This window comes from Methylocapsa acidiphila B2, from assembly GCF_000427445.1.
Lineage (GTDB): Bacteria > Pseudomonadota > Alphaproteobacteria > Rhizobiales > Beijerinckiaceae > Methylocapsa > Methylocapsa acidiphila.
This window is the reverse complement of sequence record NZ_KE386496.1, coordinates 2,395,238-2,410,535: the sequence shown is the minus strand read 5'-3', so window position 1 is coordinate 2,410,535 and position 15,298 is coordinate 2,395,238. Positions and strand designations below refer to the sequence as shown.

The window sequence follows — 15,298 nt, the reverse complement described above, 5'->3', positions numbered from 1 at the left end:
GTTCTCGGCCTAAAGGCCGGGCTGACGCGCCGTCCAATTGGACGGCAGCGCGCGGCGGCGTTTGGGCCGCTATCCCTTTTCGTCGCTAGCTCGCGGCCAAGGTCGGCCGCGCGAAAGTTTTCAGGAGCAGGCTGCGGATCACCTCCTGTTGTTCCGGCGACGTGATCTTCGCCCCCGAGAGATCGGTGACATAGAAGACGTCCGCGGCCTTCTCGCCAAAAGTCGCGATATGCGCCGATGCAATATTGAGATTGAGCCGGGAGAGCGTCGTCGTCAGGTCGAAAAGGAGGCCGGGCCGATCGAGTCCGGAAACCTCGACCACGGTGAACCGATTGGACAGGGTATTGTCGATGGAGACTTCAGGGTGATGGCGAAAAGTTTCGGGTGACGCGGTCGATAGGCCGCCCTTGGCGGCGACGAGATCTGGCAGGCGGATCTCCCCGGCCATCGCCCGTTCGATCGTTAGCGCGATCTTGGCGGCGCGACGCAATTCGTCCTCGTCGAAATCGAACGCCCGCGAAATGAAAATCGTGTCGAGGGCCATTCCGTCGGTTGTGGTGAAGGCTTGCGCGTCGACGATATTGGCCGCCGCCGCCGCGCAGGCGCCGGCGATGATGGAAAGAAGGCGCGGGTGATCCGGCGCGATGACCGTGAGCGCGGTCACGCCGCGGTCTCGGTCGGCGGCGATATGCGTGACCGGCGCCGGCGCTTCGTCCACCTCAGTCATGTTCGAGAGCTTGGCGTGAAGGAGCTTTTGCGCCAAATCGGTCTTGAGCCAATAGGGCTGCGGGAGCCGCGCCGCATAGGCCTCGAAATCGAGGTCGGTCCAGGTCGGCAGAGCGCGCCGCAACTCGGCCCGCGCCTGCGCGACGCGCCGCTTGCGGTCGACGGTTGAATGTCCGCCGGCGAGCACGACCTGCGTTTCCCAATAGAGCGTGCGTAGAAGCTCGCTCTTCCAATTGTTCCAGACCCCGGGGCCGACGGCGCGGATGTCGCAAATCGTCAGAATGAAGAGCATTTTCAGACGCTCGAGCGTCTGAACCCTGTTGGCGAAAGTTGTGATCGTCTTGTGGTCGCTGAGATCGCGCCGCTGCGCCGTGTCCGACATGATCAGATGATTTTCGACGAGCCAGGCGACGGTTTCCGTGTCGGCGGGGGATAGTCCAAGGCGGGGGCAAAGCGCATGCGCGACGGCGGTCCCGGCGAGGGAATGATCCTCCATGCGCCCTTTGGCGATGTCGTGAAGGAAAAGGGCCAGAATCACAGCCGTTCGATTGCGGATCGACGGCAAAACCTCTCCCGCCAGCGAATGCTCGCCGCGAATCTTGTTCTGCTCGATGTCGGAGAAATTGCCGACGGCCCGCAGCAGATGTTCGTCCACCGTGTAATGGTGATACATGTTGAACTGCATGAGCGCGACGATGCGGCCGAATTCCGGCACGAAGCGCCCGAGCACGCCGGCCTCGTTCATGAGCCGCAGCACGATCTCCGGCGAGTGGCGGGAGGTCAGGATGCCGAGAAACAGCCGGTTCGCCTCGACATTGGCGCGTAATTTTGCGTCGACGCGCTTCAGCGAGAGGGTGACGAATCTCGTCGCGTCAGGATGGATCGCCAAACCGTTCCGGTCGGCGACCCAGAATAGCCGGATGAGATTGACGGGGTCGCGCGCGAAAACCTCCGGCCCCGCGACCGTGACGCGCCCATTTTCTATGGTGAAATCCCCGGTCGAAGCGAGATCCGGCGTGCGCCTGCCGGGCCGGAAACGGTCAAGCTCGGCGTAAGGCTTGGCCTGCTTTTCCTCCAACGCCGCGCAAACGATCGCCGTCAAGTCGCCGATGTCCTTGGCGATCAAGAAATAATGCTTCATAAAGCGCTCGACGCTCGCGAGGCCCGCGCGGGTCGAATAGCCGAGGAGGGAAGCGATCTGGCGTTGATGGTCGAAAGTGAGCCTCTCCTCCGCCCGGCCGGTCAAAAAATGGAGATGGCAGCGAACTCGCCACAAGAATTCCTCGCAGCGACAAAATAGCTTGTATTCGCCGCGCGAAAACAAGCCGACGCCGACGAGATCTGCGGCCTCGCGCACTTGATAGACATATTTCGCGATCCAAAACAGCGTATTGAGATCGCGCAGCCCGCCTTTGCCTTCCTTGACATTGGGCTCGACGAGATAGCGCGAGCGTCCCGCCCGCGCGACGCGGGCGTCGCGCTCCGCGAGCTTGGCGGCGACGAACTCCGCGGCGGTTCCAGCGACGATCTCGCGCTCGAAGCGGGTGCGAAGCGTTTCAAACAGGCTTCTCTCGCCGAGAAGAAAGCGCGCCTCGAGCAAGGAGGTGCGGATGGTCATGTCCGCTTTCGCCTCGTTGAGGCATTCCTCAACAGAGCGGGTCGAATGTCCCACCTTCTGGCCGAGATCCCACAGAACGTAGAGCACGGCCTCGACCACGCGCTCGCCATAGGCGCGCGAGGTGTCGGACAAAAGGAACAGGAGATCGATATCCGATCCCGGAGCGAGGGTCGCGCGGCCATAGCCGCCGACAGCGGCGATCACGCAGCATTTGGACGAGGCGCCATCGCCTTCGGCGAGGTGGATATAGGTGGTCACATATTCATGGATCGCGCGGATCAGCTCGTCTTCGATATGCGCGATTTGGCCCGCGCAAGCGAGGCCGTCGCCTCGGTTCAACAGCGCCTCATATGCTGCGGCGCGGCCGCGCTCGAGCGCCGCGCGAAAGAGCGCGATGACGTTTTTGCGCGTGTCGCCGTTCAGCCGATCGCCCGCATGCAGCGCCTTCAGCTCGGCGCGAAGGGCGGCGCGATCAATCAGCGGCGCGTGCGCCGCCACGGGGCCGCGTCGACGTCGCACTGGCGGAGTTTTCTCGAGAATCGCGCTCATCTGGCCCGATTATTGGCCGGGGAGCGCCGGCCGCGCATCCGCCGCAGAATCCAACTGGATTTGGGCTCGGCGTGGCCCGAGCGCAAGGCGGACGTGGTCTTTCTTTTCGCCTCGATCGCATCCCAGGCCGCCGCAGCGAGATCTGGTCCGCCGACTCGTTTGATCGCCCTGATCCCCGTCGGAGAGGTCACATTGATCTCGGTGAGATGCCCATCGATGACGTCAATGCCGACGATGACCAGCCCGCGCCGCTTCAGCTCGGGGCCGATCGTCGCGCAAATCTCCTTCTCGCGTGGCGTGAATTCCGTCGGCGCGGCGGCGCCGCCCCGCACCATGTTCGAGCGGATGTCGTTTTCGGCCGGCACGCGGTTCACAGCTCCGGCCGCCGCCCCGTCGATGAGAATGATCCGCTTATCGCCTCGACTGACCTGCGGCAGGAAGCGCTGGACCACCCAGGGCTCGCGAAAGGTCGCTGCGAAGAGATCGTAAAGCGAGCCGAAATTCGGGTCCGTTCGGCCGATCTTGAACACGGCGGCGCCGCCATGTCCGTGCAACGGCTTCATCACGACCTCGCCATGCTCCTCCCGAAAGGTTTCGATGGTCTCCTTGTCGCGGGTTATCAGGGTCGGCGGCATCAATTGTGGATAATTCATCACAAAAAGCTTTTCTGGGGCGTTGCGCACGCTGGCCGGATCATTGACGACGAGCGTCGTCGGCGGCAAAAGCTCAAGGAGATGGGTCGAGGTGATATAGGCCAGATCGAAGGGCGGGTCCTGACGCAGAAGGACGACGTCCTGCTCGGCGAGATCGGCGAGAATGGGATCGCCAAGGGTGAAATGGGCGCCGGCGACGTCGCGCACCTCGATCGGGGCCGCCCGCGCGACGACTCGGCCATCGACGAGCGAGAGCTTGTCGGGGGTGTAATAAATTAGTCGATGCCCGCGCGCCTGCGCCTCCAGCATCAGCGCGAAGGTCGAATCGCCGGCGATATTGATCTTTTCCACGGGGTCCATCTGGACGGCGACGGTCAAAGGCATGGCGCGCTTTTTCTCGGTGAAGGCCTGGAGCGCGTTCCGATTGGACGGAATCGTCCAATCGACAAGAACTCGCTTCAAATTCAAATGGTTGAGCATATTCTTCTCGATCAAATTGATTCAATCCGATCGGAATATGCTCCAGGGCTCCGCGCATGGCGCATGGCGGAAGGAGATTCGTCAAGCCCGGAAAACAGGACGCGGCGCGCTTCGCGCGTTCACGATCAAGAAGTCCAGCCTCGCCGACCGCAAATTTTAGGGGCCGATCCGAGAACGTGCCTGGCGATCTGGCGATCTGGCGATCCGGCGCTTGGGGAGGAGGACGATGCCTCCACCGCGCGATATCTGCGACGTCGCCGTGTTGACGACATTGCCCGCGCTCAGTGCGGCTTGGGCTGCCCCAATCCGTTGGCTGGCGTTGCTATTGTTTCCGGAGGAACGAGCGCACCAGATCATGCAAGGCCATATCGATCTTGTACGCGCTATCAATATATTTTGTGCCGAACGAATAAGTGACTTCGACGTCGAGAAAAAACTGTTCATACACGGTGCAGACATGCCATGGGACCGAGCGCATTGTACCGCATCTATAATAAAACGGCCCCGAGTCCATTGCTTTGACGTACATATCCTCTGAATCCGCCGTTAATCCCCGATAAACATTGAGGCCCGACGGCAGTATCTGGAAGTCGTCAGGATTACGCCTTTGCAAAGAAAGAATTCGATCTATTACGGTTTGCGCCGGGTCTATATGCGTTCCGAACTGAAAAAGAGCCCGCAACTGGTCGTTCCAGCCGAGCTCATCGAACTGCCCCGCATTTTCAGGCGTTCGCGGCGAGAGATCGGGTAGAAGCACCATAATCGTGAAATTGGCGTAGGCGTTGTCCGCACTCGGTTGCGTCGCGCCAACCAGATAGTTTCGCGGAATGTCGTAAATCGCATTCCCAAAGTGGATGCTGACGATCTGCGTGTCAGTCGAGACCTTCGGGTGAAGAGCCTTGTAGACGGGAGAATTCTTGAAGTCTGCGGGTTCTTCTGCCCGCACGTAAACAGGCGGCGCGGCGAGGAGCAACCCGCAAAGGCAGGATGCCCACAAATTGCTCCGCCATCCGTGCGCGGGGCAAAGCAAGAAAAACCCCAGCTGCTTCATCGAAACTTGCCTATTCCGCTATCCTTGCGGCAGAGTATTTCCTAGCCCAAAAATTGGCCTTTCGTCACCGGCATGCCGCCAGGGTTCTGAACAGCAGGCGCCGTCCGTCGGTCCTGACATGCGCGCGGCAAACTTACGCCACCGCCTCGACGGCTGCCGGCGTCGGCGCGGCTTCGAGCGTGACGAGTTCGCTCGCCATGGCGATATTAAGGCTCATATTCGCCGCCTTGGCGACGAGGCCCGTGTAAAAGGCCTGAATCCCATGCGCGTCGACGGAATTTTGTTCCGGCGTCCCGGCGAGAAGCTGGGGAATGTGGCTCGCGAGCTTGGCGTTTGTACCCTTGGCTGTGACCGAGATTCGGATCGGTTCTTCCGAGCCGCTCGTCGCCACGGTGATGACGCCGCCCCGCGGGATGGCCGCCGCCGCGATGAGGCAAAGGTTCAAGATGAGCTTGACCTTGTTCTTCGGCATCAGGATCCGGGCCGTGCGCCATTCGAGCGTCGTGCGCTGATCGGCCAAAAGCCCGCGGGCGACGTTTTCGGCGTCGCCGGTGTCGATCGAAGCGCCGGCCGAACCGGCGGCGCCGAAAGCCAGCCGGCAAAATTGCAGCCGGGCGGAAGCGGTCTCGGCGCTTTTCTTGATGAGATCGAGGGCGAAGCCACGCATTTCCGGGTCTTTTTCGTCCTCCAGCACCTCCAGTCCGTTCACGATGGCCCCCACGGGGCTGATCACGTCATGGCACACGCGGGAGCAGAGCAGGGCCGCGAGATCAAGGGCGTCGAGGGCGAAAACAGTCATCTTGGCGTCCATGTGGTCCGGAGTGACGACTAGGTCTTGGGTGACGACCAATACGCGGCGGCGCTCGAGCTTGCGCCTTCGCGGGCGTCGTGCGGCTCCATTGAGCCATGTACGACGTCGTAGCATTCAAGCTCTTAAATTTTGGCTTCCAAGAGGGCGAACCGAATTTTCAACCGCGGAAAGCAAAAAATCCACAATTTCGATAGCCCGCGCCGCGCCTCTGCCGACCTTCGTTTAAATGAAACGAATAATATTCAGACGAAACTCGCCTTGACCTGACTTTTGTTCGAGATGAAAGAGCCGCCGCACCTGGCGTCGGCGGCACGAGGCGACAAAAAGGCCCGGAACGAGGCGTTCCGGGCCGAATTTGCCTTCTTTAGATGATGGCGCGGCCGATCAGCCGAACTGATTCATCGTATTGTGGGCGCCGCCGGCCTTCAGGGCCGCTTCGCCGGCGAAATATTCCTTATGATCGTCGCCCATGTCGGACCCGGCCATGTTCTGGTGCTTGACGCAGGCGATGCCTTGGCGGATTTCCTGACGCTGAACATTGCGGACATAGCCGAGCATGCCTTGCTCGCCGAAATATTCCTTGGCCAGATTATCGGTCGAAAGCGCCGCCGTGTGATAGGTCGGAAGCGTGATGAGGTGGTGGAAAATCCCCGCGCGCTTCGAGCCGTCCGCCTGGAAGGTGCGGATGCGCTCGTCGGCCTCGAGGGCGAGTTCCGAGCTGTCGTAATCGACGCTCATCAGGGCCGAGCGGTCGTAGGCGGACACGTCCTTGCCGGCTTCCTTCCAAGCGTCATAGACCTGTTGGCGGAAATTCAGCGTCCAGTTGAAGGACGGAGAATTATTATAGACCAGCTTGGCGTTGGGAATGACGGCGCGGATGCGGTCCATCATGCTGGCGATTTGCTCGACATGCGGCTTCTCGGTCTCGATCCACAAGAGGTCGGCGCCGTTTTGCAGCGAGGTGATGCTGTCGAGCACGCAGCGGTCCGCGCCGGTGCCCGGGCGGAACTGGTAGAGATTGCTCGGCAGGCGCTTCGGCCGCAGCAGCTTGCCGTTGCGGTTGAGGATGACGTCGCCGTTGCGGGCGTCGCCGGACGCGACCTCCTCGCAATCGAGGAAGGCATTATACTGGTCGCCGAGATCGCCCGGCTCGCGGCTGACCGCGATCTGCTGGGTGAGGCCGGCGCCGAGCGAGTCGGTGCGGGTGACGATAATGCCGTCCTCGACGCCGAGCTCGAGGAAGGCGTAGCGGCAGGCGCGCACCTTGGCGAGGAAGACTTCGTGCGGAACGGTGACCTTGCCGTCCTGATGGCCGCACTGCTTCTCGTCCGACACCTGATTCTCGATCTGAAGCGCGCAGGCGCCGGCCTCGATCATCTTCTTGGCGAGAAGATAGGTCGCTTCCGCATTGCCGAAGCCAGCGTCGATGTCGGCGATGATCGGCACGACATGGGTCTGGAAATTATCGATGGATGCGAGCAGCTGTTGCTCCTTGGCGCTGTCGCCGGCCGCGCGGGCGGCGTCGAGGGCGCGGAACAGCCCGCCGAGCTCGCGGGCGTCAGCTTGGCGCAGGAAGTTGTAGAGTTCCTCGATCAGCGCCGGCACGGAAGTCTTCTCGTGCATCGATTGGTCTGGCAGCGGACCGAAATCGGAGCGCAGCGCGGCGACCATCCAGCCGGAGAGATAGAGATATCGCCGCTCGGTCGAGGCGAAATGCTTCTTGATGGAGATCATCTTCTGCTGGGCGATGAAGCCGTGCCAGACGCCGAGCGATTGGGTGTAGAGCGCCGGATCGGCATCATAGGCCGCCATATCCTTGCGCATGATGGCGGCGTTATATCTAGCGATGTCGAGGCCGGTCTTGAAACGGTTTTGCAGGCGCATGCGGGCCACGGACTCGGGATTGATGCCGTTCCAGGCGCCGTTCTGGCGTTCGATGAGCTGCTTCGCTTCGGCGATTTGGCTTTGATAATCGTTGGTTTGCCCCGCCTGAGGAATTTTGCTTTGAAAGGTCATCTTGCGTCCCTATCTGGTCTTCGAAGCCGAGCGGCTTGCCCATATTTTGGTCCGAGCGCGCGTCGAAACGGAAATGGCGTCGCATTCACATGATTAAATTCACATGAATTGACAAAATTCGCGACGGAGAGCGGAAAGCCGAGGCTTATATACGCGCGAGCGCCTTGCGTCACCAAGCAATTTGCGATGGAATAAAGTTTGTGTGTAAGGTCATGACATTGTAAATTTGTGTCTATGTCAAAATATTTACCTCTGCACGGACAAGAGGCGCCGCGAAAAATTTTCGCGGGCCCCCGGCTCAAGCGGCTGCGCCGCGACCGCCGCCTCACCCAGGCCCGCATGGCCGAGGAGCTCGACGTTTCGCCGAGCTATCTCAACCTGATGGAGCGCAACCAGCGCCCGATTACGGTCCAAGTCTTGATCCGCCTCGCCGACGTCTATGGCGTCGACCCGCGCGACTTCATGGAGGGCGAGGCCGAGCAGTCGGTCGGCGAGCTGGAGCAGATCCTCGCCGACCCGCTGTTTCGCGACGGAGCGGTCCCTCGCGCGGAAATGCGCGACGCCGCCGAGCACTCGCCGGCGCTGCTTGCAGCCATGCTGCGGCTCTATCGGGCCTACGCCTCGGCGCGCGAAGCGGGCGAAGCGGGCGTCCTCGCGACGCCGGATCCCGATCACGCCGGCGCGCGCCTCGGCGAAAACCCCATCGAGCGGATCAGGTCCATCCTCCAGGACGCGCGCAACCATTTTCCCGAGCTCGACGAAGCGGCGGAAGCCTTCGCCGCCGATCTGCCTCCCGGACGCGAATTGTTTTTCGCTTTGTCGGACCATTTGCGCGCCCGCCACGGAATCCGCGTGCGGGCGCTTCCGCTCGAGGTCATGGGCGATCGCCTACGCTGGTACGACCATCACCGCCGCCAATTGATGATCTGCGAGGTCATGGATCAGCCCGGCCGCACCTTTCAGACCGCCTATCAGCTGGCCTTGAGCGAATTCGGCGATCTCTTGAGCGAAACCGCTATGCGGCTGGCGCCCGCCGACGAACTCAGCCGGAAGCTGCTGCGCGTGACTCTCGCGAATTATTTCGCCGGCGCCGTGATGATGCCCTATGCGCGGTTTCACGAGGCGGCCGAGCTTCTCGCCTATGATTGCGAGGTTCTGGCCGCGCGGTTCAGCGCCAGCTTCGAACAGGTTGCGCACCGCTTGACGACGCTCGCGCGCCCGAACGCGCGTGGCGTGCCGTTCTTTCTGGTGCGCGTCGACATGGCCGGCAATGTATCCAAGCGCTTCTCGTCCGGGCGGTTTCCCTTCGCCCATTCCGGCGGAACCTGCCCCCTTTGGAACATTCATGCGGCCTTCACCGATCCCGGCCGCATCCTGACTCAGATTGTCGAGCTGACCGACGGGTCGCAATGGTTCTCGATCGCAAGGACGGTGCGCCGGGCGATCGCGCCCTGGGGCGCGATCGAGCCGCGCTTTGCGATCGGGCTCGGCTGCGAGCTTAAATATGCGCGCCGGCTCGTCTATGCGAAAAAAATCGACCACAAGGCCGCCGAGCCTGTGCCGATCGGCGTCAATTGCCGCCTTTGCGATCGTCCGGCCTGCCCGCAGCGCGCTGCGCCGCCGGCCTTGCGTCCGCTTACCGTCGACGAGACCATGCGCAGCGTCTCGCCATTCACGTTCAAGGATGAGTGACGCCCATTGAAGTCGGGAATTCGCGCGCTCAATCTGCAAGCGCGCGCTCGAAACTCTCGAGGCGGCGAGGCGGGATTGAGATCCGACCGCACAATCAGACCGAGCCTGAAACAGAGACCGCGGGCTTTGCGCCCGCGGCCAGACTGTTCAGCTGAGCGAGTAGCAGAAAGATTTGATAATCGCCTGCCCCGTGGCGCTGTTCATGAATGTAAGAAAATCCGCCAATTCCGTGCCGGCGGCGTTCGAGGTGATGGAGATTCCATATTGCGAAATCTTGCCATGCGAATAGGTCGAGTCGTTATACGCATACGTGTGATGATAGCCGGAAAAGGTCTTCACGCCGGAAGCGTTCGCCTTGCAGATGGAGGATTGAGCGATAAAGCCCGACGAATAGACGGCGCTCTTGATCGCCGAATAGGTCAGACTGATGTTTGATTGCTCATAAAGGCCTTCGCTCGTCGCCTGAGACAAGCAAGTGGCGGTCGCCCCCGAATTCGGGTCCTTGCAACTCACCGTCGGATCTCCGGTCCGCGGAAGCGACCAGGGCGAGTGCGCGAGAACCTGCTGCGCCGCAAAACCATATGGAGCTTTGGACGGATCGGCGATGACGATGGCTGGGCTAAACGGAGGAACGCCAGTCGTGGGAAGGCCGCTGGCGACGGTTGTCAACGTCGGAGACCACAGCTCCAACTCGCCAACGGCATAGAGGAATGGGGCGCCTATCCCACATGTCGTCGTGCATGTTCCAACTGCCCCGGTGGATTGCAGATTTGGCGACGCCGTAAGCGTATTCGGTCGGGTCGCGTCCGCTGACAGGAAGAGGTCATAGCTCGCGGTGTGGTTTTGTATAGCTGCCAGCAGAACAGCTGATGAGTCCGAGGTGTACGATACGCTATACCCCTTCGTCGAATACGGGGCGGTCTGTAGGAACTGAGCGGCTAAGGCCGCGATCGCCCCTGCGAAATTCGCCGCGACGGCGATATTGATTGACGTCGCCTGCGCCGGGCCGCTCGTGACGGCTGCGGCAGCAAGAACAGACGCCGCAAAAACTATGTTCTTTTTTGTCGACATGGCTGTTTCCCTAATGTCTTCTGGAGTCGCGATGACTCATTGACGTCGCATCATGTGTGTCCGAATTTGACGGGGCGGTTCGCTCGCCAATCCGGCGGCGTTGTCATCTACGGATTTTTGAGGCAGTGCTGCGCCAAGTCTGTCAACCCGGCGTTCAGCTGTAGCGACGCGCCCGTATTCTGCGGATTAGTCACCGGCACGCTTGTCGCGCTCAGAAAGCTGATGAAGGCGTTGAGCGCCGCCTCCTGGCCGGCTGTCCGCACGGCGACGCCCCCAGAGAGACGGCTGAGCTTCACGCCCGTCCACGCAATGCCATTGAAATAATCGACGCCCTGAACATACTCGTGGTGAAAGCTGCCTGTCTCATAGTCTTCCGAGAGGCCCGTCACATTCGTGCAAATCTGCGACTTGCCGGTAAAGCCATAGGTCAATCCGCCATATTCAACTTGGGTCCAAGAGCTGATGGCGTCCGGCGTCTTGGTCGCGAGTTTCTTGCCCACGGCGTAAAGCCATGCGCCTTTCATGGCTTGCACTGCGGCTAGGCCGTAAGGGTCCAGCGTCGCGGGATCTGGAACCGAAAACGCGCTCAGCGCAGATGGCAAGCCGCCAGAGATGTCCGTCGTGACCGAGTAAAGGACAAGCGGGTCCTTAGCGACGGCGAAAGGCGATGCGGCCACATAACTCGAGTATTTTAGGGCAAGCTCCACCGGAACGACTGGCGACTTCGAGATCATGATGTCATAGGCGCTGTTTCCGCCCGCGGCGACGATAGTGTTCTCGATTGAAGCATCGGAGTCGCTAACTAAAGATACCGTATAACAAGTTGACGTATAGGACGCTGAATAGGCAGCCTGGAAGTCGGCGACGATATCCGAGAATGTGTTCGCGGCGGTCGGCGACACCGCGACGGTAATGTTCGACGTTGTCGTGCAAGCCGCTTGCGCGGGCGCGCACGCCTGCGCAAGCGCCCAAGCGCCGATCGCGAGCTTTATTAGCGTATATTTCGACATTTATTGTTGTCCCCTCTCGTTGCAGGTCTACGCCGCCCTTCCTGCGTGGCCATGTAATTTATTGTTATTGGCAGAAAATTCGGCCGAAAGGCCGATACGGCCACGAGTCCCGTGCGACATGTAAATCTATAACATGGCCATAACGGCGCAAAAAAGCCTAAAAATGCGCCGATTATTTTCAATATATTGATATTATATGGACATATTTCGGCCTTTTAGCCGATGTTTCAGGCGCGCACCTGCTCCGGCGGCGGGCCGCCGGGCGCCTTAACGATGCTTGCGGCCGTAGCCGACATCAATGACCACGGTCATTTGCCGGGGCGGCGCGTCAAAGGGCGCGCTTGAGCGAATGGTCTTCAGCGCGCTCGAATCCAGTTGCGCCTGGCCGCTGCTCGCGACGATCTTCAATGTCCCTTCGCGGATCTGTCCGCTTTCGAGAACAGTGAAGGAGACCGTCGCCTCTCCTTGCAGGCCGCGCGCGCGGCCTTCGTCCGGATAGACGAGATTGGTTTGGACCTTTTTCCGCAGCGCTTTCACATAGGCCTTGAGGAGATTCATTTCCTCGTCACGAGCCTTCCTGATGATTTGCGCCTTTTGCGCCTCGTCCGCCCCCGGCGTATTGCTGGCCCCCGGATTTCCGGTCTTCGCCTCGACGGGCGGCGTTTGCGGCGTTTGCGGCGCGGGCGGCGGCGTCGCCGCATCGTCGTCGTCGGGCTTGAGCTCCTCGGGCTGATCGGGAGCCGCCGTCTTTTCAGGCGTATCTTCCGTGGTCTTCGCCTGCTCGTCCGCCACTGGCCTGGCCTGCGTGCTCGTCTGCTGTTGGAGCTTTTGCTCGACTTGAACCTCGGCGACGGCGCCGCGCAGCTCGACGACGAGCGTCGGCTCGTCCTGCTCGCGCGCGAGGCCGTAGACGGCGATAGGCACGCTGAGCGCGGAATGCAGCAAGAAGGACGCTGCCACGCCATGATAGATCGTGAATTTTATCTTGCCCATTTTCCCTCCGCGCCCGTGGCGCATGAACGAAATCCGAAGGGCTATTTGGCTGCGCCCTCGACTTGAACGGCGACCTTTGTAAACTTCAGCCCCTTCAGAATATCGGCGACGTCGATGAAGCGCTGGAAGGCGATCCCGCGATCCGCCCGGATCAAGAAGGACGCATCGGCCGGGAGGCTCGCGAGCCGCGCCTCGAGCTCCTCCTTCGACGCGGGCTGCCCCTCGAAATAGATCTGGCCGTCGGCGGCGAGCTCGATGATCGTGTTCTTTTGCTTCTCGACATCCGCGTGCGAGGCCTGGGGCAAGGCGACGGGTATGCGCCCTGTTGCGATGAAATTGGCCGTGGTCAACACCATGGCGAGAAGGACGAGCATGATGTCGACGAAGGGAATGACGTTGATCGTCTCGAAGGGCCGCTCATCCATGGCCGATTTCCCATTGCAGCAGCATAACTTTCGCCTTGCGCAAGAGCGCATTGTAGCTCGTCACCGACACGAGAGCCACGACCAGGCCGACCGCCGTCGCCTTGAGGGCAAGGGCGAGGCCGGTCATGATCTTGGCGGCGTCAGCCGTCGCGTCGAGGCCCATATTGTAGAAAGTCAGCATGATGCCGAGAACGGTTCCGAGCAGGCCGATATAAGGCGCGTTCGCCGCGACGGAGCCGATCAAGAAGAGCCTCTGGCTCAACTCGAGCTCGAGCGCCTTCGCGCTCTTGTAGCCGCGCACGTCGACGGACCGGTAAAAGACAACCCTTTCTATGACGACGCCGACGACAATGACGCTGAGGGCGCCAAGCAGTCCGATGACGCCGAAGTCGATCGCGTTCGACAGCCAATCCATGCGCATTATGAATTTCTCCAAATCTCGCCGCGTCCCATTTGGGGATCGGACCTAAAAGGTGAGCCCGACCTGGAACAATCCTTTTGTGCCTCGGTTATAGGTCGACGCGCCCGTGTCCGAACCATAGGTGTGGGCGACCTGAGCCTTAATCAGGAAGAACCTTTGCTGCGAATATTCAAAGGTCGCATAATAGCCGAGGCCTATGTCATTCAGCTGAGTGTAGGTTCTTTGCGTCGTCGTGTAGGAGCCGTCCGCGAGCCAGGCGGCGCCGACGTCGGTGAAGAGCCCGAGCGAATGGCGGTAGAGATAGAAGTCCGGCAGCGCATATTTCAGTTCGGGCGTGACGAGATAGCCGCTGTCGCCGCTCAGGCCTTCGTCATAGGACCGAACGCCCCAATAGCCGGTGAGGCTCATCTGCTCGCTCGAGTCGAGATTCCCGGACAGGGACTTCTGCGCGCGCAATAAGGTCGAGAGAGAGAGCTTGTCATTCAACGCGAGGGTTGCGTTGAAGGAGAGGTTCACCCGCTCGTAAATGCCGTATGTATCGGCGCCGACGATATTGGAGACCATCTGCTTGTAATCGGGGAAGTCGACATTGCCGGCCGTATAGGAGAAGGTCGTGCTCGTCGTCACAGGCAGGCCGAAGACCGATCCGAACGTATCGCCTGAGACGCTCAGCGTCGCGAGATCGATCGTGCGATTTGCGACCGAGGCGCCGAGCACCTTGTCGTTCAACTCCTTGTGCGTGTAGTTGGCGGCGACATAAATGCTGTGGTCCCGCTGGCGCGCGATCGGATAGGTCAAGGTCGCAGTCAACCCGTCCGCGACGCCGGTCCCGTCAAGGCTCTCGTAAACGCCGCCGAGCACATAGGTCGTCCGGAAGGCGCCGATCTCGCCGCGCATCCCGTCATAGCCGATCGGAAAGGCGTAGGCGACCCGCCCGTTCACGAGATTGGTCTCCTGCGACACGATGCCGAAGGCGTAGAGACGGTCCCCGTAGCCCAGCGGCGAATTCAAGGAGAGCGAGGCGCTGACGCGATCCCGCCCCGTATAGGGCGAGCCGAAATTGTCGCCGACGAGATAGCCGTCGAAGCGGCGGCCTTCCGGCACGTTCAACACGAAGTCGGAGGTCTCGGCCTCCCGTCCCGGACCGACCGCCACGCGCGGCATGGCCGCTCCCGGCAAATCGGACGTCAGCAGCATGGCGCGCTCGAGCGGATCCTTTTGAACATAGGGAGAGCCGCCGAGCGCGTGACCGAGCAGGGCTTGGAGAAAATCGTCGCGGACGAGCGATTGGTTCTTGAGCGCGATTTCGCCATATTGGCCGGGGATCAGCTTGATCCGCAGGACGCCTCCGCGCGCGTCCTGCGCCGGCACATAGGCCTTGGCGACGAGATAGCCGCGCGTGCGGTAGAGGGTCGTGACCTTGTCCGCCGCGTCATAGATCTCGGAAAGCGTGAGCTTGCGGTTTTCGAAGGGCGCGAGGACCTCTTGCACCTCGGCCGAAGCGATAAGATTGGGGCCTTCGACCTCGATGCTGCGTACGAAAAGCGTCTCATGGTCCTTGATGACGAGGCGCGGCTCGGAGACCTGCGGCAAGACCGGCTGGGCCTGCGGCGGCGGCAGAGGCGCGCGCCGCGCGGCGTCCGCGTCGCGGACCGCGTCGCCCAGATTATACGGCAGAACCGGCGTCGCGACCTGCGCGATGGCTTGTGGCGCTGTGAACAAAGCTGCTTGAAACGCGCCGCAGCAGGCGATGAACGTGCCGTATTTCATTGCTATAGACCT

Annotated in this window: 12 protein-coding genes; 1 reads left to right on the top strand and 11 read right to left on the bottom strand. The window is 61.2% G+C overall.

Going from position 1 to position 15,298, the window contains the following annotated elements; genetic code table 11:
* Positions 1–85 precede the first annotated feature (85 nt).
* From METAC_RS0113840 to METAC_RS0113810, 5 genes are all read right to left on the bottom strand, one after another.
* A complete protein-coding gene (locus tag METAC_RS0113840) occupies positions 86–2,893 on the bottom strand; it encodes a [protein-PII] uridylyltransferase (protein WP_026607505.1) in 2,808 nt (935 codons plus the stop codon).
* Complete coding sequence (gene gshB, locus METAC_RS23655; protein ID WP_084143998.1) at positions 2,890–3,930, bottom strand: glutathione synthase; 1,041 nt, start codon at positions 3,928–3,930, stop codon at positions 2,890–2,892. The genes METAC_RS0113840 and gshB overlap by 4 nt, the downstream gene beginning before the upstream one ends.
* Before the next feature lie 418 nt (positions 3,931–4,348).
* Positions 4,349–5,077: a hypothetical protein gene (locus METAC_RS0113825; protein WP_156898219.1), complete on the bottom strand. Its 729-nt coding sequence runs from the start codon at positions 5,075–5,077 to the stop codon at positions 4,349–4,351.
* A 133-nt stretch (positions 5,078–5,210) separates the two neighbouring features.
* Positions 5,211–5,876, bottom strand: coding sequence for a histidine phosphotransferase ChpT (gene chpT / locus METAC_RS0113820; protein ID WP_026607503.1), 666 nt, complete (start codon positions 5,874–5,876; stop codon positions 5,211–5,213).
* Positions 5,877–6,272: 396 nt separating this feature from the next.
* The gene (locus METAC_RS0113810; RefSeq protein WP_026607502.1) at positions 6,273–7,904 is read right to left on the bottom strand and encodes an isocitrate lyase; all 1,632 of its coding nucleotides are present in this window, start codon (positions 7,902–7,904) and stop codon (positions 6,273–6,275) included.
* 234 nt (positions 7,905–8,138) lie between these two features.
* Here METAC_RS0113810 and METAC_RS0113800 point away from each other — a divergent pair, with 234 nt between their 5' ends.
* The gene (locus tag METAC_RS0113800; protein WP_036255594.1) at positions 8,139–9,596 is read left to right on the top strand and encodes a helix-turn-helix domain-containing protein; all 1,458 of its coding nucleotides are present in this window, start codon (positions 8,139–8,141) and stop codon (positions 9,594–9,596) included.
* Between the two features lie 147 nt (positions 9,597–9,743).
* Here METAC_RS0113800 and METAC_RS25870 read toward each other — a convergent pair whose 3' ends face one another.
* From METAC_RS25870 to METAC_RS0113770, 6 genes are all read right to left on the bottom strand, one after another.
* The gene (locus METAC_RS25870) at positions 9,744–10,667 is read right to left on the bottom strand and encodes a substrate-binding domain-containing protein (RefSeq protein ID WP_084143643.1); all 924 of its coding nucleotides are present in this window, start codon (positions 10,665–10,667) and stop codon (positions 9,744–9,746) included.
* 107 nt (positions 10,668–10,774) lie between these two features.
* Positions 10,775–11,677: a substrate-binding domain-containing protein gene (locus METAC_RS0113790; RefSeq protein ID WP_026607499.1), complete on the bottom strand. Its 903-nt coding sequence runs from the start codon at positions 11,675–11,677 to the stop codon at positions 10,775–10,777.
* A 267-nt stretch (positions 11,678–11,944) separates the two neighbouring features.
* Positions 11,945–12,670, bottom strand: coding sequence for an energy transducer TonB (locus METAC_RS0113785; protein ID WP_026607498.1), 726 nt, complete (start codon positions 12,668–12,670; stop codon positions 11,945–11,947).
* A gap of 41 nt (positions 12,671–12,711) precedes the next feature.
* Positions 12,712–13,095, bottom strand: coding sequence for an ExbD/TolR family protein (locus METAC_RS0113780; protein WP_026607497.1), 384 nt, complete (start codon positions 13,093–13,095; stop codon positions 12,712–12,714).
* Entirely contained in the window at positions 13,088–13,516 is a 429-nt protein-coding gene (gene exbB / locus METAC_RS0113775) for a TonB-system energizer ExbB (protein ID WP_026607496.1), read from the bottom strand. Before exbB ends, METAC_RS0113780 begins: the two co-directional genes overlap by 8 nt.
* A 45-nt stretch (positions 13,517–13,561) precedes the next feature.
* Positions 13,562–15,286: a ShlB/FhaC/HecB family hemolysin secretion/activation protein gene (locus tag METAC_RS0113770; protein ID WP_026607495.1), complete on the bottom strand. Its 1,725-nt coding sequence runs from the start codon at positions 15,284–15,286 to the stop codon at positions 13,562–13,564.
* Between the last annotated feature and the right edge of the window lie 12 nt (positions 15,287–15,298).

Coding starts and splice junctions, on each gene's coding strand:
- METAC_RS0113825 (WP_156898219.1), bottom strand. CDS start 5,077: ATGAAGCAGCTGGGGTTTTTCTTGCTTTGCCCCGCGCACGGATGGCGG.
- METAC_RS0113800 (WP_036255594.1), top strand. CDS start 8,139: ATGTCAAAATATTTACCTCTGCACGGACAAGAGGCGCCGCGAAAAATT.
- METAC_RS0113790 (WP_026607499.1), bottom strand. CDS start 11,677: ATGTCGAAATATACGCTAATAAAGCTCGCGATCGGCGCTTGGGCGCTT.
- METAC_RS0113810 (WP_026607502.1), bottom strand. CDS start 7,904: ATGACCTTTCAAAGCAAAATTCCTCAGGCGGGGCAAACCAACGATTAT.
- chpT (WP_026607503.1), bottom strand. CDS start 5,876: ATGACTGTTTTCGCCCTCGACGCCCTTGATCTCGCGGCCCTGCTCTGC.
- METAC_RS0113780 (WP_026607497.1), bottom strand. CDS start 13,095: ATGGATGAGCGGCCCTTCGAGACGATCAACGTCATTCCCTTCGTCGAC.
- METAC_RS25870 (WP_084143643.1), bottom strand. CDS start 10,667: ATGTCGACAAAAAAGAACATAGTTTTTGCGGCGTCTGTTCTTGCTGCC.
- METAC_RS0113785 (WP_026607498.1), bottom strand. CDS start 12,670: ATGGGCAAGATAAAATTCACGATCTATCATGGCGTGGCAGCGTCCTTC.
- gshB (WP_084143998.1), bottom strand. CDS start 3,930: ATGCCTTTGACCGTCGCCGTCCAGATGGACCCCGTGGAAAAGATCAAT.
- METAC_RS0113770 (WP_026607495.1), bottom strand. CDS start 15,286: ATGAAATACGGCACGTTCATCGCCTGCTGCGGCGCGTTTCAAGCAGCT.
- METAC_RS0113840 (WP_026607505.1), bottom strand. CDS start 2,893: ATGAGCGCGATTCTCGAGAAAACTCCGCCAGTGCGACGTCGACGCGGC.
- exbB (WP_026607496.1), bottom strand. CDS start 13,516: ATGCGCATGGATTGGCTGTCGAACGCGATCGACTTCGGCGTCATCGGA.